Raw genomic sequence first — 19,875 nt, 5'->3', positions numbered from 1 at the left:
CGTGCGCATCGTCGTCGCACTCGGCGGGAACGCGCTGCTCCAGCGGGGCGAGCGGCCCGACGCCACGATCCAGCTCGGGCACGTCCGCCAGGCTGCACGGGCCCTGGCCCCGCTGGCCGCCGAGCACGAGCTGGTCGTCTGCCACGGCAACGGGCCGCAGGTCGGTGTGCTGGCACTGGAGAGTGAGGCCGACCGGACCCTGAGCCGGCCGTACCCCCTCGACGTGATCGGCGCCCAGACCCAGGGCATGATCGGCTACTGGCTTGCCCAGGAATTGAGCGCGGCGGGCGTCACCCGGCCGGTGGTGACCGTCGTCACGCGGACCGTCGTCGACGCCCATGATCCGGCGTTTCTCGCACCGACGAAGTTCATCGGCCCCACCTACGACGAGGCAGGCGCGGCCGGGCTCGCCGAACGGTACGACTGGCACGTCGCCCGGGACGGTGAGACCTGGCGGCGGGTCGTCGCGTCGCCCGAGCCTCGGCGCGTGGTCGAGATCGGCGCGATCCGCACGCTGCTCGAGTCGGGGGCAGTGGTGGTCTGCGGCGGCGGGGGCGGCGTTCCTGTCGTCGAAGGCGGCCAGGACGGGCCGTCGGGCGTCGAAGCGGTCGTCGACAAGGATCTGACCGCGGCGTCGATCGCCCTCGAGCTCGGAGCCGAGCATCTGCTCGTGCTCACCGATGTTCCCGCGGTGATGCGCGGGTACGGCACGGCCGCCGCCACGCCGATCCTGGCCGCCGACGTCGACGAGCTGTCGGCCATGGGGTTCCCCGCAGGCTCGATGGGGCCGAAGATCGAGGCCTGCGTCCGGTTCGTCCGCGCCTCTGGCCGGGCCGCCGCGATCGGCGCACTGGCCGACGCCGCAGCCGTGCTCGCCGGAGACGCCGGGACGAGCATCACCCCGGCACCGGCGAAGGCCGTCCCATGACCGGAACCCGGACGGCACGCCGGACCGGCACGTCCGGTGTGACGGACGTCGCCGGGCTGCCAGTCGAGACGGCGGCCGCGATGCCGGTGAGCGCCGTCGCCACGGCCCTCGGCAGCGACCTCCGGTCAGGTCTCACCGCCAGGGAGGCAGCCGGGCGGCTGGCACAGGCCGGGCCCAACGCCGTACGGGACCACAGCGCCAACGCCCTGAAGGTGCTGCTCAGGCAGGTGAAGAGCCCGCTGCTCGCCCTGCTGCTCGCGACGGCGTTCGCGTCCTTCATCCTCGGCCAGCGAACCGATGCCGTCGTCATCGCCACAATCCTGGCGGCGAGCGTCGGGCTCGGCTTCGCCAACGAGTACCGCGCCGAGCGGGCCACCGAGGCGCTGCATTCCGGTGTGCGCCACACCGTCACCGTCATCAGGGACGGCGTGCCGGCTCCTGCCGACGTCGTCGACCTGGTGCCCGGCGACCTCGTCCGGCTGAGTCTCGGTACCGTGGTGCCCGCCGAGATGCGCATCACCGAGACCGACGGCCTCGAATGCGACGAGAGCATCCTGACCGGGGAGTCACTTCCCACGGCCAAGAGCGCCGGCCCGGTCACCCCCGGCACCCCTCAGGGAGATCTCGCGTCCATCGCGTTCATGGGCACGGTCGTCCACGCGGGCGCGGGCGCGGGTCTGGTGATCGCCACCGGAGTGCACACGGAGTTCGGCCGTGTCGCCGCAGACCTCGGCGGGGTCCATCCTGAAACGGATTTCCAGGCGGGGCTGCGCCGGTTCTCCTTCCTGCTGCTGAAGGTGGCAGTGGCTCTCACGACGCTGATCCTCGTCGTGAACATCCTCCTGAGCCGACCGCTGATCGACTCGCTGTTGTTCTCCCTCGCCATCGCGGTCGGAATAACGCCTCAGTTGCTGCCCGCCGTGGTCAGCGCCGCCCTCGCCACCGGCTCCCGGCAGCTCGCTCGCAGGAAGGTCTTGGTCAAACGCCTCGTCAGCATCGAGGACCTCGGCGACATCGACATCCTGGTCACCGACAAGACCGGCACTTTGACCGAGGGGCGGATCACGTTCACGCGTGCCGTCGGCCCGGCAGGCGACGACGATGACAGACCACGCGAACTCGGGTTGCTCGCCACCGACCCCGGCCTCGGCAACGCCCTCGACCTCGCGTTGCGAGCCGCTGGAGCCGAGCCGCGCGGTTACACCCGGCTCGCGTCCGCGCCGTTCGACCATGAGCGGCGCATGAGCACCGTCCTGGTGGACACCCCGGAGGGTGACCGGGTCCTGGTCACCAAGGGCGCTCCGGAAACGGTCATCGACGCGTGCCACGACGTCCCCGCCGAGGCCCGCACCACCCTGGACGCCCTCCTCTCCGCCGGCAGCAGGGTCATCGCCGTCGCCACTCGCCCGGCCCCCGGAGCCGCCACCGTCAGCGCGTCGGACGAACGGGGCCTGTCCCTGGTCGGGTTCCTGATCTTCCTCGACCCGCCCAAACACGGGGTCGCCTCGTCCCTGCGCCGACTTGCAGGGCTGGGCATCCGCGTCGTCGTCGCCACCGGCGACCATCCGCTCGTCGCCCGGAAGCTCTGCGCCGATCTCGGTCTCCCCGCCGGGCGCACGGTCGCCGGGCCCGAACTCGACCTGCTCGACGACGACCACCTGTGGGCGGCCGCGCAGGAGGGCGGGATCTTCGCCCGTGTCTCGCCCGAGCAAAAGGCGCGCCTGGTCCGGGTCCTCCGGCGGGACGGCCGGGCGGTCGGATTCCTCGGCGACGGCGTCAACGACGCACTCGCCCTGCACGACGCCGACGTCGGCATCTCGGTCGACACCGCTGCCGACATCGCCAAGGACGCCGCGGACATAGTCCTGCTGGAGAAGAGCCTCGACGTACTCGCCGACGGAGTCGCTGAAGGCCGGCGCATCTTCGCGAATACCGTCAAATACGTTCTGATGGGTACGGCCGGCAATTTCGGCAACATGTTCAGCGTCGCGGGTGCCTCGGCCGTGCTGGCCTTCCTGCCGCTGCTCCCGTCGCAGATCCTGCTGGGCAACCTCCTCTACGACACCAGCCAGCTGACGATTCCGGCCGACCACGTCGACCCCGAGCAACTCGCCGCGCCCGCGCACTGGGACATCGGGCTCATCCGCCGGTTCATGCTCGTCTTCGGTCTGATCAGCTCCCTGTTCGACTTCCTCACCTTCGGAGTCCTGCTCGGGCCGCTGCACGCCGGCGCGGGGCTGTTCCGCACAGGTTGGTTCGTGGAGTCGCTGGCCACCCAGACATTGATCATCTTCGCGGTCCGGACCAGGCGGGTGCCGTTTCTGCGCAGCCGGCCGAGCCGGCCCCTCGTCCTGAGTGTCGTCGCGGTCGTCGCGGTGGGGGTCGCTCTCCCGCTCGCGCCGATGTCCCGGGCGCTCGGGTTCGTCACCCCGCCCGCTGCCCTTTACCCGGCCGTGGCTGCACTCGTGGTCGCCTACCTGGCCGCGGTCGAGTATGCCAAGAAGCGCTTCTTCGCCGAGCCACACCCATACGAGGCCGGGCGGCGCAGGGACGCGTCGCACCAGGTGAACCGCCGCGTGGCTCCGTTCAGCAGCAACAAGCCTGTTGCGCGTGGCTTTCACCGGGCGCCGGGCTGATTCCTTGAACAGAACAGGATGCCCCAATGGATGAACAGCAGATTCTTCAGCGCATGCATGCGCTCGTCGACGAGGAGCATCACCTGCGCACCCGGCGCAGCTCGGCCGTACTCGTCGCCCAGCCCCAACATGAGCGGCTCACCGACCTGGAACAGATGCTCGACGAGTGCTGGGACCTGCTGCGCCGACGGCGCGCCCTGCGTGACGCGGGGATGAACCCCGACGACGCTCACGCGGCACCGATCTCGCATGTTGAGTATTACCTGCATTGGTGGGGATGAGCGGGCCTCGTCACAGAAGCCGGTACTGTCGACCACTGGTCGCGCGTCGTCGACGTCCACCTCGCCTGCCGATCGCAGCGCGTCTTCTACGACGAGAACGCGGAGACGGTAGCGCGACTGCTACTTCTGCGTCACCGTGCTCGCGCCGACGATCCCCACGTATGAGTACGGTGCCCGGTTGGCCCGGCGCCCCGGGCCAGTCGGTTCCGGGCGCGCCGGCCAAGCAGGTGCGCATCACGTCGGAAAGAGGTCGGCGCTCACGCGTTCGAGGGTTGCTACTCGACGAGTTTTCCGGCAGTTGAGACCTCGCGCATGAGTGCCGCGATCTCGGCGGGAATCGGAGGGATGGCCTGCCGCTCCACCGATCCGGGAGCGGACCACACCAGATTGACCTGCAGGGAGGGGTCGAGTTCGGGATAGTCGGACCGGTTGTGGCAGCCGCGGGTCTCGCGACGCTCCAATGCCGTGTCGATCGTCGCGCGTGCGGCGAGCGCCGCGGACTTGAGGTCGAAAGCGTGGGCCAGGTCCTGGAAACCGGCGATGTCCGGGTGCACGCCGAGTTGGGAGATGCGTGCCTCTACCGCCGTGAGCTCGGCGAGGCCTTTCAGCAGGCCGTTCTCGTCGCGTACCACCCCGGCGTGCTCCGTCATGAGGTCGCGGATGGCCCGCTGCAGTGAACGTACGTTCTCGGGGCCGTCGGACGCGAGCAGTTGGTCCACCTCCGCCCGTGCCGCCTCGAGTGCCTCGGCTGAGCGGCGCTGGGCGACGAGGCCCGCGGAATACTCGGCCGCCGCCTGTCCGACGATGCGGCCGAAGACGAGCAGTTCGATGAGTGAGTTGCCGCCCAGGCGGTTGGCGCCGTGCAGGCCGCTCGACGCCTCCCCGATCGCGTACAGGCCGTCGACGTCCGTGCTGTGGTCCTCCGGCCGGACCCAGACCCCGCCCATCGAGTAGTGCGCCGTCGGTGCGACCTCGACCGGGTCCTTGGTGATGTCGAGCATCTGCAGTTCCAGCAGGGTCTGGTACACGCGGGGCAACCGCGTCATGATCGTCTGCCTGGGCAGATGCGACACGTCCAGCCACACGCCGCCGGCCGGAGTTCCGCGGCCCTCCTTGATCTCCGTGTAGGCGGCGAGCGCGACGCGGTCGCGCGTGGACAACTCCATCCGCTCGGAGTCGTACCGCGACATGAATCGTTCGCCGAGCCCGTTGCGCAGGATTCCGCCCTCACCCCGTGCCGCTTCGGAGACGAGGGTGCCTGCCGCGTCCTCGGGTGCGATGAGACCGGACGGGTGGAACTGCACCAGCTCGGCGTCGCGGATGCGGCAGCCGGCGAGCACGGCCAGACGGAACGAGTCACCTGTGTTCTCGTCCCGCCGGGAGGAGGTGCGCCGCCAGATCCGCGTGTGGCCGCCGGAGGCCAGGATCACCGCATCGGCATGGATGACATAGCGGCTGCCATCGGTCAGGTCGAAACCATATGCGCCGAAGACCGCGTTGTCGCGGACGAGAATGCGGGTGATGTACACGGTGTCGAGGATGGGGACATCCAGTTGCGCCGCCCGGTTGACCAGGGTGCGCTGGATCTCAAGTCCGGTGTAGTCGCCGGCGAAGGCGGTGCGCCGGTAAGTATGGGCGCCGAAGAAGCGCTGCGAGATTCGCCCATCCTTCTCGCGCGCGAACGGCATGCCATAGCGTTCGAGGTCTTCGATGCCCCGCGCTGCCCCCTCGGTCACGATCTGCACCGTCTGGGGATCGGCGAGGAGGTAGCTCTCTTTGAGGGTGTCCGCCGCGTGCTGTTGCCAGCTGTCTTCGGGGTCCATCGTGGCGAGTGCCGCGTTGATGCCGCCCGCCGCGAGTGAGGTGTGCGCGTCCAACTTGGGCCGCTTGCCCACCGCGAGGACGTCGACCCCGCGTGCGGCGAGTTCGATGGCGGCTCGCAACCCGGATCCTCCCGTGCCGATGACCAGGACCGACGTGGCGATCCGTTGCTCTGACGCGTGCATGGTGCTCCTTAGGCCGCATCGACGAAAGCAATTCCGAGACAGACGACCGGGTAGCGGCATGATTTGTGACATGCACACCGGGGCGCACGGTCGCTTGCCGCAGAGCACGGTGACGCACGGCAGCGCCGCGTGGTGAGTGGCCCAGTCGTCGGCCGTCGGATCACGTGCTATCCGCACTGGCGCGGATTCAGTGAGGCTCCTTAGGCGTCGGACCCCGAAACCGGAGACCCCGCCGGCGTACTCGCCGGCCTGGCACCGTACCGGCCCGAGGAGAATCGACGCGGCCGCCCACCCAAGAACGCGAGCTGGCCGGCTTGGCTCCGTCGATCGGGAGCAGAACCCGTACGGGGAGTTCGCCTGTGGCGGGCGGGTCGTTCAGGACACGTGAGAGTTGGATCGGCAGGATGACTTCATGAGTGACCTGACCGCCGCGCAGGCTGCCGAGCAACTCGGCATCAGTCCTGAGGCCCGCGATGCCTTCGTGCTCCTGGTTGCCCGCATGCAGACCCCGGCGGCGCACGAGGCCGAACTCCACCAGTGCCGCGCCGAACTCGACGCCGTCAACCAGGCCCTGCGCGAGGTCGGCATCGGCTACCCGCTGGGTGCTCGTGGCGTTCAGGATCTCGCGAGTCAGTACCGTGGCGCGCTGGCCGCCCGTGACGAATCTGCCGGATGAGACTGAACCCACAGAGGCGTGCCTAAGCCCCGCTCGTTGGCGTGCCGCTGGGGGAGCGCTGTGGGAAAGACCGCCTCCGGGGCCAACCGGATCACCAGGAAGCCCTCTCGTCTGGGCGGCGCGCAGCGCATCTTCCCGGTTGCAGGCGCTCCAGCATGACCAGCACGGCCAGGCGTGCGATCCGTCGGAGTGGGGTGGCCGTGGGGCGACCGCGGCACGGGAGACAAGGTCCTCGCTGAATGCGAAGCGGAGGACCCCACATAGGCGTAGGGGCCGGATTGCCACCCCCGGCCCCTGCCTCCACGCTCTTCACGTTGAAGCGAAGGACGTAGATTCATGCAGGGTTAAATGTACCGGGCGTTCCGCTCGCCTCGTTAACCGGGCGCTGACCTTCGTCGCTCCGCGCCGTGCCGTGGAGGACGACGAGTGTGTCGCGGCGAGCCTTAACGAACGGACACCACATCTCCAGGTCAGCGCCCTGCGCCTTGGTCGAGGCGTCTTCCTTGGATCCATAGGTTCAGGGTTCGACCCCCGGGCGCCGGTCATGCGTGTTCTGAGTCCCGGGGTTGGCGGCTCGTCTCCGGCATCCAGACGGCTCACCGCCATGGCCGGCCACGGCCAGATCGCCCAGACGCCAGTAATTCGAATGACCGCATCGGAGAAGATCGGAAGAATGGGCAGACATGCGCCATTGGCCCCTGCTCAACCTGCGATTGACCACGCCTCGGCTTGAACTGCGACTGCCAACCCTAGATGATCTCGACGAACTGGCTGACCGAGCCCTGGAGGGCGTCCACGACCCGGACCTGATGCCGTTCGGCATCCCCTGGACCGACGCCCCCGTAGACGAGCTACCAGGCAACATCGTCCGGTTTCATCTCGGCGTCATCTCGCGGTGGCAACCGGAGCAGTGGTGCTGCAACTTCGTCGTCGTTCATAAGGGACGCGTGGTCGGTACTCAGGACGTATCCGCTTCCGACTTTCTGGTCACCCGTGAAGTGCATACCGGCTCGTGGCTGGGCCGCGCTCATCAGGGCCACGGGCTTGGCACCGAAATGCGTGCCGCTGTACTGGATTTGGCCTTCGCTGGGCTTGGTGCGCAGACGGCGGTTTCCAGCGCCTTTCTGGATAACCTGGCTTCGCTGGCCGTCTCCGGCAAGCTCGGCTACCAGCGCGACGGCCTGTCGGTGCACCAGGTGCGCGGCCAGCGGGCCGTTCAGCAGCGCCTGCGCCTCGATCGAGATGGTTTCACCAATCCCGTCCCGGTGGAGATTCACGGCCTGCAGCCATGCCTGCCATACTTTGGCCTGCGATGATTACGGTCCCGCAGGCCCGACCATGTGGAGCGTCGGCGACGTGTACACGCTCAAGGCGGCCGGAGCGCAGATCAACATCCCCGACGGCTTTAGGATGCGCGGAGTCTCAGGAACGACCGCAGGTCGCTGGGCAGAACTTGACCTCGGGGTAGCGGGGTGACGGTCCCTCCAGGAGGGGCTGTAGCTGTGACTTCAGGTGCTGGTCGAGGAAGGCCGCCACGTAGGTGCGGGTGATTTCGGCGGTGCGAGCCGCGGGCAGGACGCCGGGCAGGGGCTTGATGCCGAGGGCACCCGACATCAGCGGGCTGTCGGTGAAGGATTCGTGTTCGGCGCCCGAGAGGACGAGCCAGCGCTTCCACCCGGTCAGCAACTTCCAGTCGCGGTCCCAGGAGGTGTCGCGGCCGCCGGGAAGGTGCTGCTCCGTGCCCAGGAACAGGAACGGTTTGGCGAACCCGGTCCTGGGGATGCGGGCGTAGGTGGTGCCGTCCAGGTCGATTCCGGCGCGTACCCGGGGGTCCTGCACCATGGCGGCCAGGGCGGCGGCCCCGCCGATCGACTGGCCCACCATCGCAATGCGGGACCGGTCGATCAGGCGGGAGCCGTCCCACGCCGAGGGCAACCGGTCGAGCACGAAGGAGACGTCGGCGGCCCGGCCCTGGACCGCCGTCGTGCCGAAGCCGGGGTCGGTGTCGCTGTCGCAGGCGAGGCATTCGGCGACCCGTCCATTGGAGAGGGTGGTGGCGTAGCTTTCGTAGGTGTGGTCGATGCCGGCCACGACGTAGCCGCGGCTGGCCAGGTCCTCGGCCAGGGAGGTGAGTGTGCTCATCGGTTTGGTGAAGCCGGGGGAGAGCACCACCAGGGGAAACTTTCGTCCCGCGGGTGCGGCGTCTTGGATGGCGTTCGTGCGGGTCTTGCTCAGCGTGTCGTACGGCGCGCTCGCGATCCCCGAGCCCTTCATCAGGAGCTCCGACTCCTTGGGTGTCATGTACGGAGCACGCCGCCCGTCGCGCTGCTCGGTCGGGTACCACAGGGTGACCTTGAGCTCCCTGGCTTGGACGTCGAGGTCCCAGGGGTCGGGGCGGGAGGTGTCCGTCAGATGCAGAACGGTGGTGCCGACCGGACGGTCACCGGTAGGCGCGGGCAGGGTGGCGGGGCCGGTCGGTGTGACCGACGGGGCGTCGGACCGGGGCGGTGCGGGGGTGGAGCAGGCGGACACGGCCAGGACGACGGCCAGTCCCAGGGCGGCGGCCAGGATCTGTCTCATGGGGAGGTCCATCTCACTTGTGCAGCAGGGTCAGGGACTCGGCCAGCGCGGGGTCGCGCCCGGCGGCCGCGTCCTGCGGGGTCAAGGGCACGTAGTGGTCGGGCGGCACGCCGATCCGGTCGATCACCTCGCGGTCGGGCCCCAGGTGGTGCCGCTGGGGGAAGCTCAGGACGGTGTTGTTGGCGAGCAGGTAGGACTGCGCCGGGCCGGAGATCACGCCGGCGGTTCTGGTGCCGACCAACTGGCCGAGGCGCAGGTCCTTGACCGCCGAGCTGAAGTGCTCGCACGCCGAGGCGCAGCCGTGGTCGATGAGCACGACCAGCGGCAGGTTGAGCAGTTCGACGGTGTCGTCGGTCCGCGCGGTCGCACATCTGTTGTCCACGGTGCACTGGTAGGCGGTGACCTTGCCTTGGACGAACGCGCTCACCAGACGGGCCGCCTCCACAGGGCTGCCGCCGCCGTTGCCGCGCAGATCCAGCACGACGCCGGCCAGCGGGCGGCCGGCGCGCAGCCTGGAGATCGCCTTGAACACCCGGTTCGCGGAGTCGGGCGCGAATCCGGTCATCCGTACATAGGCGACGTCGTCGTCCAGCAGCTTCGACCGCACCACTTGCAGAGCGGCCAGGTCCCGCTGGTAGAGGCCGGGCTTGAGCGTGACCGTCCAGCGGCGGCCGGTGGTCTGCCGCAGGAGCCGCAACTCGACCGGGCGTGCCTCGGGATACGTCGGATAGAGCGCGGCGATCGCGGGGGTGACCTTGCCGTCGACGAAGAGCGCCGAGCCGTTGACCGCTTCGATGACGTCCCCCGGGCGCAGTCCGGCGGCCCGCGCGGCGCCGCCGAGCACGGTGGTGACGAACAGCGGAGCGAGGGCGACGCGGGGGCTGCTGCCGTCCGTTTGCGAGCCGTTGACGTTCGCCTGGAGACCCAGGCCGTAGCCGTCGCCGTCGTAGTAGTCGAGCGGCCGTGCGTCATCATGCGTCCATCGGGCGTGGTTGTCGCCGAGGCCGGCCACGATGGCCTCGAGGGTGACGACGGCCAGCTTGTCGCGCAGGTCGGGGACCTGATCGGTGATCTTCCGGTAGGCGGTCTCGAAGGCGGCCCAGTCGGCTTTCCGGTCGCCGGTCAGCGCCGGCATGGTCGCTTCGGGCACGTCCCGGCCGTCGCGGTTGAGCTCCTGGGACAGGGCGAGGAATCCGGCGGTCAGCAGCGAGCGGGCGTCCAGCGTCGGGCCGCCGTAGTAGTTGCCGAGGATGCAGAAGTACGCCTGCTCGATGACGTCGATCGTGGTGGCCGTCTCGGTCCCGAGCGGTCCCTGGGGGTGCGCGCAGGCCGTTGCGCCCGCAGTGCTCGCCTGCGTGCGCGGTGGAGTCGGCGCCGTGCAGGCCGCCGCCAGGAGGAGGGCGAGTACGGCGGCTGCGGTCCTGTTGACGGTCATGACAGGCGTCTCCGGATCCACCAGAAGGAGAACCATGTGAGCCCGAGGGTGAGCAAGGCGTAGATCCCGGTCTCGATCCACTGGAAGGGCCAGAAGCGCTCGAGGGGCTGGTAGGTCGCCTGCTGGCGGTAGCCGAGGCGGTTGATCTCGAGCCAGCACGCGTCCAAGCCGTGTGGTCCCGCCTCCTGCGGCGAGCAGGGGCCAGAAGTCACCGAGACGGGGACGGGCGCTTCCTCGCCGCTGCCGGCGATCGTACGTCCCGACGAATCGAGGAGGTCGCTGGACAGGACCCAGGAGCCCGCGTGGCCGGGAACCGCCAGTTTCGTGGAAATCTGCACAGGTCCGCCCTGTTCTGCTACGTGGATGCCGCCCATGTTCACCTGGCTGAGCTCGAAGGTCGCGGTGACCGGGGGCATCAGGTGGGGACGGACCAGTTGCGGCATGGCGAACTGGATCGCGACGAAGACGGCCAGGGTGAGGGCCATGGCGGGCAACGTACGGCGCACCAGCATGCCCACGGCGACGCCGAGAACGAAGGCGAAGGCCGCGTACCCCATCGGTGCGATGCCACGCGCGCCGAACACCAGGGGAGCCATCAAGGCCAGGTCCGGAACGGCCGACTTGTCCAGGGGATCGGACCACCACGTCACCGTGAGGCCGCACACGCAGGAGGCGGCCATGGCCGCCAGGCCGATGAGCCCGAGCTTGACCGCCAGCCAGCGGCCGCGGGTGATGCTCTGGTTCCACACCAGCAGATGCGTGCCCGCCTCCAGTTCGCGGGTGATCAACGGTGCCCCCCAGAAGAGCCCGACCAGAGCGGGCAGGGCCAGCACGACGAAGCTGACGGCGACGAAAGGGAGCTGATGTTCGTCGAAGAAGCGGTCGAAGAACCGGTCGCAGGTGTCGTCCGGAGTGCAGCCGACGAGTCCGGCGGCGTAGCGGGAGGCCAGGTCCGGGCCGGTCAGGGCCAGCACGACGGTGAGGATGACGAGTACGGCGGCCATCATCGTGGCCGAGCCGCGGAACTGGCGCCAGGTCAGCCAGGTCATCGCTGCACCTCCAGGTGGGCTCGCCGGTTCTCCGTGGACTTGTCCATGTAGGCCAGGACGAGGTCTTCCAGGCTGAGCCGGCTGACCGTCCAGGCGGGGTCGTGGATCGGGGAGCCGGTACGGACGACGACGGTGCTCTGCTGATCGGTGTGGCTGACGGAGATCACTCGCTGGTCGAAAGGGAACCGGTCGAAGGCGTGGAGGGAGCCGGTGAGGCGGTGGTGGGTGGCCAGTAACCGGTCGACTTCCCCGGCTACCCGGACGCGGGAGTCGACAAGGACGATCAGGTAGTCGCAGACCTTTTCCAGGTCGGAGACCAGGTGGGAGGAGAGCACCACGCTCAGCTTGTGCTCGGCGGTGGCCTCCGTCAGCCGGTGGAGAAACTCGCGGCGGGCGAGCGGGTCGAGCGAAGCGACCGGCTCGTCCATGATCAGCAGTTCGGGTCGTTTGGCCAGGCCCAGGGTGAGGGCGAGTTGGGCGCGCTCGCCACCCGACAGCTTGCCTGCCCGGTGCGAGGGATCGAGCCCGAGCTGTCCGCTGCGCTCCCGCGCGAGCGCGGCGTCCCAGCGGGGGTTGAGCCGGGCGCCCAATCGCAGGTGTTCGGCAACGGTCAGTGCCGCGTAGAGGGGGGTGTCCTGGGCGACGAACCCGACTCTGGCCAGTTGCGCAGGCGTGCTCCCGGGCCGCCCGCCGAGCACCGTGATGTCACCCGTCGTGGGCTCCAACTGGCCGCCGGCCAGTTTCAGCAGCGTGGTCTTGCCGGCTCCGTTGGGGCCGACCAGCCCGACGACGTGGCCTGCCGGGATGTCGACGGTGCACTCGCGCAGCGCCCAGCGCTTGCCGTACCTCTTGCCCAGTGCCTGGGCCTGCAGAACAGAAGTCACGCTGTGTCCTCCTGAGAGGTGGTCCGAAAGGCGGTCATGAACAGCGCCCCGATGCCTTCGGTGAGGTCTCGGCTTCAGAGCGGCGTGATGGCGGGAACGAAACTAGGCACTGCCCCTGCCGGTGCGCGTCGGCCGTCATGCCGAGATCGCGTACCTCCGGAGAACGAAGGGCCGTCAGGTCATCCCTGCGATGTACTCCCGAAGACCGTGAGGCCCGTCACAACGGCCGATGCGTGACGGACAGGCAGGCGGTGACAATGTGCCGGTGGAAACCGGTGAACGACTGCCGTGGTGGCGGCATGTGCTCGACCTGGACAGCCGGCTGGACTACCCGGACCGGCGCGGCGTCCGGGAGACGCCGGGGCTGAGCAGCGAAGGACCTCCACGGCTGTCTCGCAGAGCACTCGCCGCCGACGTGGTGGTCGCGATCGTTCTGACGGTCATCGCGGTGACCGTATCGGTGAGCTATTCCGTGAACGACTCTGATGCGGATCGGTCCCAAGTGATCGAATACTTCCGGCTCCAACCTGCTCCGCCGCCCCCGGCGCCGGTTCCTGATCTCCCGCCCGCTCCTGATCCCCCGACCGGCCGCCCACCACCTCCTCGCGTCCTGCCCGACGTCCCATCCCGGCCTCCTGGCGACACGTCCGGCAACGTGCCTGCCCAGCCTCGGCCCTACGACCCGCCCGTGTTCCTTGTGGCGCTGACGGCGTTGCCGCTGGCGGCGCGGCGCCGGTACCCGCTCATCACCTTCTGGGTGGTGCTGGCCGCGGCGCTGGCCACCCACGCGGGTGCGACGTGGATCACCGTGCTGACCTGTGCTGTCGCCGCGTACGGTGCCGTCGCCTACAGCCGTAACCGGCTCCTGGCAATGGGTGGCCTCGTGCTCGCGGCCGGGCTCGCCGGTGGCGCCTTCCAGGACGTCGCGCCTGCGCTGCCGAATTGGATGGGCCCGTTCGTCGTCCTGCTGAGCGTCGGCGTCTTCGGGAGCTTCGTCCGTTTCTGGCGGCGACAGCTGGGAGCCAGCCGGCATCGGCTCGCCGAGCTACAGCAGGCGCAGGCGAACGCCATGCTCAGGGCTGTCGCGGAGGAGCGCTCCCGGATCGCCGCCGAGCTCCACGATGTGGTGACCCACAATGTCAGCGTGATGGTGATCCAGGCCGGCGCGGCCCGCAAGGTCATGGACGTGGAGCCGGAACAGTCGAAGCAGGCTCTGCTCGCGATCGAGTCCGGCGGCCGGGCCGCCATGGCCGAACTGCGCAACGTCATGGGCCTGCTCGCCGGCCCGGGTGGCGAGCGTCTCGACGGGCCTCCCGACGGCCTCGAACCCCAACCCGGGCTCGACCAGCTCGACGCCCTGGTGGAACGGGTCCGCGCCGCCGGCGTGCCGGTGAGCGTCGAGGCGTCGCCGCCGGGGCCGCTGCCTCCCGGGATCGACCTCGCCGCCTACCGCGTCGTACAGGAGGCCCTCACCAACACGATCAAGCACGCGACCGGCGCCGCCGCGTTCGTCACGATCGGTCAGGACGGCGACTGGCTGGAGATCGAGGTGACCGACACCGGCGGGACACGGAGCGCCTGGCCGCGGACAGGCGACGGCAGGGGGCTGATCGGGTTGCGCGAGCGGCTCGCCGTCTACGGCGGGACTCTGGACGCCGGACGGACTCTCGGGGGCGGATTCCGGATCAAGGCCCGCGTCCCGTGGAGGACGACATGACCGAGCGGTTGCGCGCCGTCATCGCCGACGACCAGGCACTGGTACGCACGGGATTCCGCATGATCCTCGCCGCCGACGGCATCGAAGTGACGGCCGAGGTCGCCAACGGGGACGAAGCCGTCGCCGCGGTTCGCCGTACCAGGCCCGACGTCGTGCTCATGGACATTCGGATGCCGCAGATGGACGGCCTCGAAGCCACCCGGCGGATCCTCGCGGGCGGCGCCGAGGACACCCGCGTGCTGATCCTGACCACCTACGACCTTGACCACTACGTGTACGCCGCGCTCGCCGCGGGGGCGAGCGGGTTTCTGCTCAAGGACGTCACACCCGAACACCTGGTGGCCGCGGTACGCCTGGTGCGCTCCGGCGACGCCCTGCTCGCGCCCACCATCACCCGCCGCCTGGTCGAACGTTTCGCCCGCCGCGACAACGTGAAGCCCACCCTCCACCGCGATCTGTCCCAGCTGACGCCTCGGGAACTGGACGTGCTGCGCCTGCTCGCCACCGGCCTGAGCAACGCCGAACTCGCCGACCGGCTGACCCTCAGCGTGGCCACGGTGAAGACCCACGTCGCGCGCATCCTGTCCAAACTCGGCCTGCGTGACCGTGTCCAAGCCGTGGTGGTCGCCTACGAGACCGGCCTGATCTCCCCTGGCGGCACCGGTTGACCTGAATCTGTGCCTCGGGTTTCGTGGACTCGGCTTGGTCGGCTGTCGGCGGAAGCGGGCACGTCGCTCGCACCGATGAGGTCGAGTGCGGCGGCGAGCAGATCGATGACCGTGGCCGAATCCGCGGTCAGCAGTGCCCGGTTGCGCAGAACGTTGCGTTGCATCTGCACGCCGGTGCAGACGGCGATCAGCAGCGCGGCCCGCGTCCCCGGATCGGGGCCGGAGAGCGCGTCGGAAAGGTCACGCTGGTAGTGCTGTTCGAGGTGGTCGCGCATGATCTCGACGGCCCGCTCGTTCCCGGCCGAGCGGATGGTGAGCAGAAGCCCCTTGGCCTGCTCCAGCGGCGCGTCGCCGAGCAGCGCCTCGGCTACGTCGCGGTTGCGCCCCGGGACCATCATGAGGGGGTGGCGGTAGGTCTCCTCCACCGCTCGCGCGAACAGCGCCTCCTTCGACCCGAAGTAGCGGGTGATCAACCGGGGGTCGACTCCGGCGTCGCGGGCGATGTCGCGGGTGCTCGCGCCGTCATAGCCGCTGCGGGCGAACGCGTCGATCGCCGCGCCGAGGATGGCGCGTTGTGTGGCCTCGGCGTCGCGTGTACGCCGAGGCGCGGGAGCAGACGCACCAGTGGACATAGCCCTCATCCTAGGCCCCCCTTGACCGTTGTCCTCACTTGAGGACTATTCTTGTCCCCAAGTGAGGACATACCTGGCTGTCTGGAAGGACCTAGTCATGAGCATCACCACCCGATTCCTCGGGCCCGACCGTCTCGAGGCCGGCGCGATCGGCTACGGCGCGATGAGCTTCGCCAATCCCTACGGGCAGAATGGCGAGTACGACCCGGACACGATGGCCCGGGAGATCATCGACCGCGCCGCCAAGCTCGGCGTCACCATGATCGACACCGCCGACGGCTACGGGGCCAGCGAGGAGATCGTCGGCCGTGCGATCGCCGGACGCCGCGACGAGTTCGTCGTCGCGACGAAGTTCGGCATCGTCTCGGCCCCGTTCGGCGGAGCCGAGGCACGCATCGACGGCAGCCCCGCCTACGCGCGCGAGCGCCTGGAACGGTCGCTGCGGCGCCTGGGCACCGACCACATCGACCTGTACTACCAGCACCGTGTCGACCCGACGGTCCCGATCGAGGACACCGTCGGCGCCATGGCCGAGTTCGTCACCGAGGGAAAGGTGCGCCACATCGGACTGTCCGAGGCCGCGCCCGACACCATCCGCCGGGCCGCGGCCGTGCATCCGATCACTGCGCTCCAGACCGAGTGGTCCTTGTGGGAGCGAGGTATCGAGGATGAGATCCTCCCGCTCACCCGCGAACTCGGCATCGGGATCGTGCCTTACAGCCCGCTCGGCCGCGGTGCCCTCACCGGCACCATCACCTCCCGGGACGACCTGAAGAGCGGGGACCACCGCAGCGGCATGCCCTGGTACTCCGAGCAGAACTTCGACCGCAACCTGTCGACCGTCGACGTCGTCCGCGGCATCGCCGCCGACCTCGACGCCACCCCCGGCCAGGTCGCGCTCGCCTGGCTGCTCGCCAAGGCACCCGACGTCGTCCCGATCCCCGGCACCCGCCGGCCGGCGTTCTTCGAAGAGAACAGCCTCGCCGCCGACGTCACTCTCACCGAAGACCACATCGCCGCGCTCGAACGCATCACCGTGATCGGGGATCGCGAACACGACACCGCTGTCGCCGCGCAGAACTGGTTCAACGGGGTCACCCCGTCTCGCTGAAGACGCCCTTACCCAGTGGGTGACGGGGGCCTGCGCGGAAGGCACGGCGGCACCGACTACGTGTACGTGTGGGCTGACGGCATCTTGCCGGGACGACGTGATCTTCGTAGTCCTCCGGCCCTGGTGTCGTCCGCGCAGGTGACCTAGCCTCGTCCACGTGATCAAAATCGGTGGGCTTTTGGGTCGCGATGACGAGCGGCGGCGGTTGGGGCTGTTGCTCGGCAACGCGCGCAACGGTCGTGGTGGATCACTGCTGATCACCGGAGAACCGGGGATCGGCAAGACGGCTCTGCTCGAGGCGGCCGCTGCCGGCGGGACCGGTTTGTCGATGATTCGGCTGGACGGTTTCGAGTCGGAGATGACGCTCCCGTTCGCGGGCATCCAGCGGCTGACCATCCCGCTGAGCGAGCATTTAGCCGCCATTTCCGAGCGCCAGCGGCAGGCGATCGAGGTCGCCTCCGGTGTCGCCGAGGGCCCGCCGCCGGATCGTTTCCTGGTGGGGCTGGGAGTGCTCGGGCTCCTTGCCGCGGCCGCCGTCGAGACGCCTGTCGTGTGTGCGGTGGACGACGCGCACCTGCTGGATCAGGAGAGTCTGGACGTCATGGCGTTCGTGGCCCGGCGCCTGGCCGTCGAGCCGGTCGCGATGTTGTTCGCCTCCAGGGACGAAGGAGGTGTGGCCACTCGCATGGGCGGCGTTTCCGAGTTGGCGCTCGGCGGGCTCGATCAGGAGTCGGCCACCGCGCTTCTCAGCAGGTCGCTCGCCGCTCCGGTCGACCCGGCCTCGGCGGCCGCGATCGCGCGGGCCACGGGAGGCAACCCGCTAGCGCTCATCGATCTCGCCGAGGGCCTGTCCGCACAGGAACTCGGCGGTCTCGGACTCGGCACCGATCCGATCCCGGTGGGCCCTCGTCTCGAGGCGCACTATGTGCGGCGGGTGCGGCAGACCGACACCGAGGTCCAGCAGTGGGTGCTGCTGGCCGCCGCGGACACCACCGGCAATGTCGACTTCATCACCTCCGCGGCACGCACGATGGGTCTGGGTGAGGACGTCGTGGATCGGGCCGAGACCGCCGGGCTGGTGGAACTGCGGGAAACGCTCCGGTTCCGGCACCCACTGGTGCGATCCGCGGTCTACAACGCGGCCTCGGGCGCGGACCGCAGGCGAGCACACCGCGCCCTGGCCGGGGCCGCGGACCACCTCGGGATGGTCGAGCTCGAGGCATGGCATTCCGCGAAGGCCACGCTGGGTACGGACGCGCAGGTGGCCGACCGGCTGGAGTACGCGGCGGACCTCGCGGCGCGTCGTGGTGGTTTCGCGTCTCGGGCGAGCATCCTGACCCGTGCCGCGGAGCTGACCCCGCCCGGCCGCGTCAAGGACTCGCGTCTGGTCGGCGCGGCAGAGGCCGCGCTCGTCGTGGGGGCCGCCCAGATCGCCCACGAGCTGCTCGAAAGGGTCGACGTCGACTCCGCCGATCGCGTCGATCGTGGGCGTGCGATCGTCGTCCGCTGTGCGCTCGGCCTGTTCACGGCGGATCCGGCCGTGTTGTCGCTCGCGGCGGCCGAACTCGTCCGTGCCGCGGATGAGTTCCACGGGCGCGACACCGAGCGTGAACAACGCGCACTCCTCAAGGCCTTCGAGTCCTGTGCGGTCACCGACCGGCTCATGCAGGGCGTCTCGCAGCATGCCCTGGGCAGCCGTTTCGAGGCCGCATCGAAGTCGGGCGGCGGACCGGACGCGACCATCCTGGCCGGCCTCGGGTCGTTGATCCTGCAGCCCTACGCGGAGGCGGTGCCCCTTGTGCGGGCGGCGTTCGACGCGATCGTGGAACTGCCCGACCACGAGATGATGCACATGGGCTCGGCCATCGCGGCACTGGGTGCCTTCCTGTGGGACGACGCCGGTCGCAGCGCCGCGCTCGCGCGGGCCGCCGCGGCGGCCCGCGACGCCGGGGCGCTTCAGGCCCTCGACACATTGATGTGGGTCGCCTCGTTGTCCGAGCTGTCCGGTGGGACCGTGAAACTGGCCGAGGAGGCCATCGAACAGGTCCGCGAGGTACGGCTGGCGATGGGCTATGACGCGGAGAACGTGATCAACGCCGCCCTGATGGCGTGGACCGGTGCGCCGCGCCACGTCGTGCTGGCCATCGCGGACGGTGCGAACTCCGTCGGCTTCGGCGGTGTCGGGGCTACCGCGGTCGCGGCCGTCGCTCTCCGCGACCTCGCCGAGGGCGGTTACCGCGATGCCTACGACCGCCTCAAGCCGCTGATCCAGGACCCGTTTCTGCAGGTGACGCCCTTGCAGTACCCCGACTTCGTCGAAGCGGCGGTCCGGAGCGGACACGCGCACGAGGCACGGCCGTACGTCGGCCTGCTCATGGAGCGTGCGATGGCGAACGACTCGCTGTGGTGCCGCGGGGTCGCCGAGCGCTCGCGAGCGCTGACCAGCGAGGACTCGGCGGCGGAGGACCACTTCGTGGCCGCGGTCCAGGCGCTTGAGCGAACAGGTGCGGAGATCGACCTCGCCCGCGCCCACCTGCTCTACGGCGAGTGGCTGAGGCGGACGAGGCGTCGCCGTGAAGCAGGCGAGCAGTTACAGCTGGCGGTCCAGCACTTCGAGCACAGCGGGGCCCAGATGTTCGTTCCGCGGGCGCAGGCCGAACTGGAGGCCGTCGGGGCGAAGCCGGTCGTGCACAGCGGCTCCGGGGCACCCGATTTCACCACTCAGGAGCTGACCATCGCCCGGCTGGCGGCGGTCGGACACACAAATCCGGAGATAGCGGCCAATCTCTTCATCAGTGTGAACACGGTCGACTACCACTTGCGCAAGGTGTTCCAGAAGCTCGGCATCTCCTCACGGCGCCAGCTCGCGGAAAGGCTGGACGCCGCCGACCGCTGAGCCACTATGTCGATCACTCGAAGGTGCCCCCGTGATCGCATGGCACATTGCCGGGCTCACACACGAGTCGTGGCCGATGGGGGAGTGCCGGGGCTACTGGCCGTGCCGTCCGGGCCCGTGTGTCATCGAATACCTGTGCTGATGACTGGTAAGGACAGGATGTGCACCGAGCCGGGCACCGAAACGCCGCCACTCGGCACCGCAGCGCAGTGCCGCAATCCCCGAACGTCGGTCGGGGATCAGCAGGCGATAGGCCTGCCCCCATCGATGAGATGGGTCGCTCTTCCTCATTGCTCCGTGTCCCTTGAGGTCTGGGCCACTCTCTGTCCCATCGTGTACCTATTTCGGCTGTATGCCCACAGTTGCCCTTTGCGTC

General features: G+C 69.4%; 15 protein-coding genes. 9 read left to right on the top strand and 6 right to left on the bottom strand.

Annotated features, from left to right (window positions below):
- Position 1 precedes the first annotated feature (1 nt).
- Genes Pth03_RS24225 through Pth03_RS24215 form a run of 3 tightly spaced genes read left to right on the top strand, consistent with a single transcriptional unit; the run spans position 2 to position 3,845 of the window.
- On the top strand, positions 2-928 hold the full coding sequence (locus Pth03_RS24225; protein WP_203946667.1) for a carbamate kinase: 927 nt from the start codon (positions 2-4) through the stop codon (positions 926-928).
- Positions 925-3,564, top strand: coding sequence for a magnesium-translocating P-type ATPase (gene mgtA / locus Pth03_RS24220; protein WP_203946666.1), 2,640 nt, complete (start codon positions 925-927; stop codon positions 3,562-3,564). The genes Pth03_RS24225 and mgtA overlap by 4 nt, the downstream gene beginning before the upstream one ends.
- 26 nt (positions 3,565-3,590) lie before the next feature.
- Positions 3,591-3,845, top strand: a complete 255-nt coding sequence (locus Pth03_RS24215; protein ID WP_203946665.1) for a DUF2630 family protein — start codon at positions 3,591-3,593, stop codon at positions 3,843-3,845.
- A gap of 275 nt (positions 3,846-4,120) precedes the next feature.
- Here the strand turns inward: Pth03_RS24215 and Pth03_RS24210 are convergent, their stop codons facing one another.
- A complete protein-coding gene (locus Pth03_RS24210) occupies positions 4,121-5,851 on the bottom strand; it encodes an L-aspartate oxidase (RefSeq protein ID WP_203946664.1) in 1,731 nt (576 codons plus the stop codon).
- Between the two features lie 412 nt (positions 5,852-6,263).
- Here Pth03_RS24210 and Pth03_RS24205 point away from each other — a divergent pair, with 412 nt between their 5' ends.
- Positions 6,264-6,527, top strand: a complete 264-nt coding sequence (locus Pth03_RS24205; protein WP_203946663.1) for a hypothetical protein — start codon at positions 6,264-6,266, stop codon at positions 6,525-6,527.
- Between the two features lie 683 nt (positions 6,528-7,210).
- Positions 7,211-7,843 carry a GNAT family N-acetyltransferase gene (locus tag Pth03_RS24200; RefSeq protein ID WP_203946662.1) on the top strand — a complete coding sequence of 211 codons (633 nt, stop codon included), beginning with the start codon at positions 7,211-7,213 and terminating at the stop codon, positions 7,841-7,843.
- A 106-nt stretch (positions 7,844-7,949) separates the two neighbouring features.
- Here Pth03_RS24200 and Pth03_RS24195 read toward each other — a convergent pair whose 3' ends face one another.
- The 4 genes from Pth03_RS24195 to Pth03_RS24180 are packed head-to-tail and all read right to left on the bottom strand — an operon-like array spanning position 7,950 to position 12,475.
- Positions 7,950-9,107 (bottom strand): alpha/beta hydrolase family protein, encoded by a 1,158-nt coding sequence (locus Pth03_RS24195; RefSeq protein ID WP_203946661.1) that lies wholly within the window; start codon positions 9,105-9,107, stop codon positions 7,950-7,952.
- 13 nt (positions 9,108-9,120) lie between these two features.
- Positions 9,121-10,542 carry a S41 family peptidase gene (locus tag Pth03_RS24190; protein WP_203946660.1) on the bottom strand — a complete coding sequence of 474 codons (1,422 nt, stop codon included), beginning with the start codon at positions 10,540-10,542 and terminating at the stop codon, positions 9,121-9,123.
- The gene (locus Pth03_RS24185; RefSeq protein WP_203946659.1) at positions 10,539-11,591 is read right to left on the bottom strand and encodes an ABC-2 membrane transporter-related protein; all 1,053 of its coding nucleotides are present in this window, start codon (positions 11,589-11,591) and stop codon (positions 10,539-10,541) included. Before Pth03_RS24185 ends, Pth03_RS24190 begins: the two co-directional genes overlap by 4 nt.
- Complete coding sequence (locus Pth03_RS24180; protein ID WP_203946658.1) at positions 11,588-12,475, bottom strand: ABC transporter ATP-binding protein; 888 nt, start codon at positions 12,473-12,475, stop codon at positions 11,588-11,590. The genes Pth03_RS24185 and Pth03_RS24180 overlap by 4 nt, the downstream gene beginning before the upstream one ends.
- Before the next feature lie 265 nt (positions 12,476-12,740).
- Here Pth03_RS24180 and Pth03_RS24175 point away from each other — a divergent pair, with 265 nt between their 5' ends.
- Complete coding sequence (locus Pth03_RS24175; protein ID WP_239119325.1) at positions 12,741-14,192, top strand: sensor histidine kinase; 1,452 nt, start codon at positions 12,741-12,743, stop codon at positions 14,190-14,192.
- Positions 14,189-14,860, top strand: coding sequence for a response regulator (locus tag Pth03_RS24170; RefSeq protein ID WP_203946657.1), 672 nt, complete (start codon positions 14,189-14,191; stop codon positions 14,858-14,860). Before Pth03_RS24175 ends, Pth03_RS24170 begins: the two co-directional genes overlap by 4 nt.
- Here the strand turns inward: Pth03_RS24170 and Pth03_RS24165 are convergent.
- Positions 14,821-15,492 (bottom strand): TetR/AcrR family transcriptional regulator, encoded by a 672-nt coding sequence (locus tag Pth03_RS24165; protein ID WP_203946656.1) that lies wholly within the window; start codon positions 15,490-15,492, stop codon positions 14,821-14,823. The two genes, Pth03_RS24170 and Pth03_RS24165, sit on opposite strands and share 40 nt — an antisense overlap.
- A 97-nt stretch (positions 15,493-15,589) precedes the next feature.
- On the opposite strand from Pth03_RS24165, the gene Pth03_RS24160 reads away from it, so the two are divergent.
- Together Pth03_RS24160 and Pth03_RS24155 are read left to right on the top strand one after the other, a co-directional pair.
- Positions 15,590-16,603 (top strand): aldo/keto reductase, encoded by a 1,014-nt coding sequence (locus tag Pth03_RS24160; RefSeq protein WP_239119324.1) that lies wholly within the window; start codon positions 15,590-15,592, stop codon positions 16,601-16,603.
- Between the two features lie 157 nt (positions 16,604-16,760).
- A complete protein-coding gene (locus Pth03_RS24155) occupies positions 16,761-19,499 on the top strand; it encodes a helix-turn-helix transcriptional regulator (protein ID WP_203946655.1) in 2,739 nt (912 codons plus the stop codon).
- Positions 19,500-19,875 lie beyond the last annotated feature (376 nt).

Origin of the sequence: Planotetraspora thailandica, from assembly GCF_016863335.1 — a bacterium.
Classification (GTDB): domain Bacteria; phylum Actinomycetota; class Actinomycetes; order Streptosporangiales; family Streptosporangiaceae; genus Planotetraspora; species Planotetraspora thailandica.
This window is presented reverse-complemented; position numbering and strand designations above follow the sequence as displayed.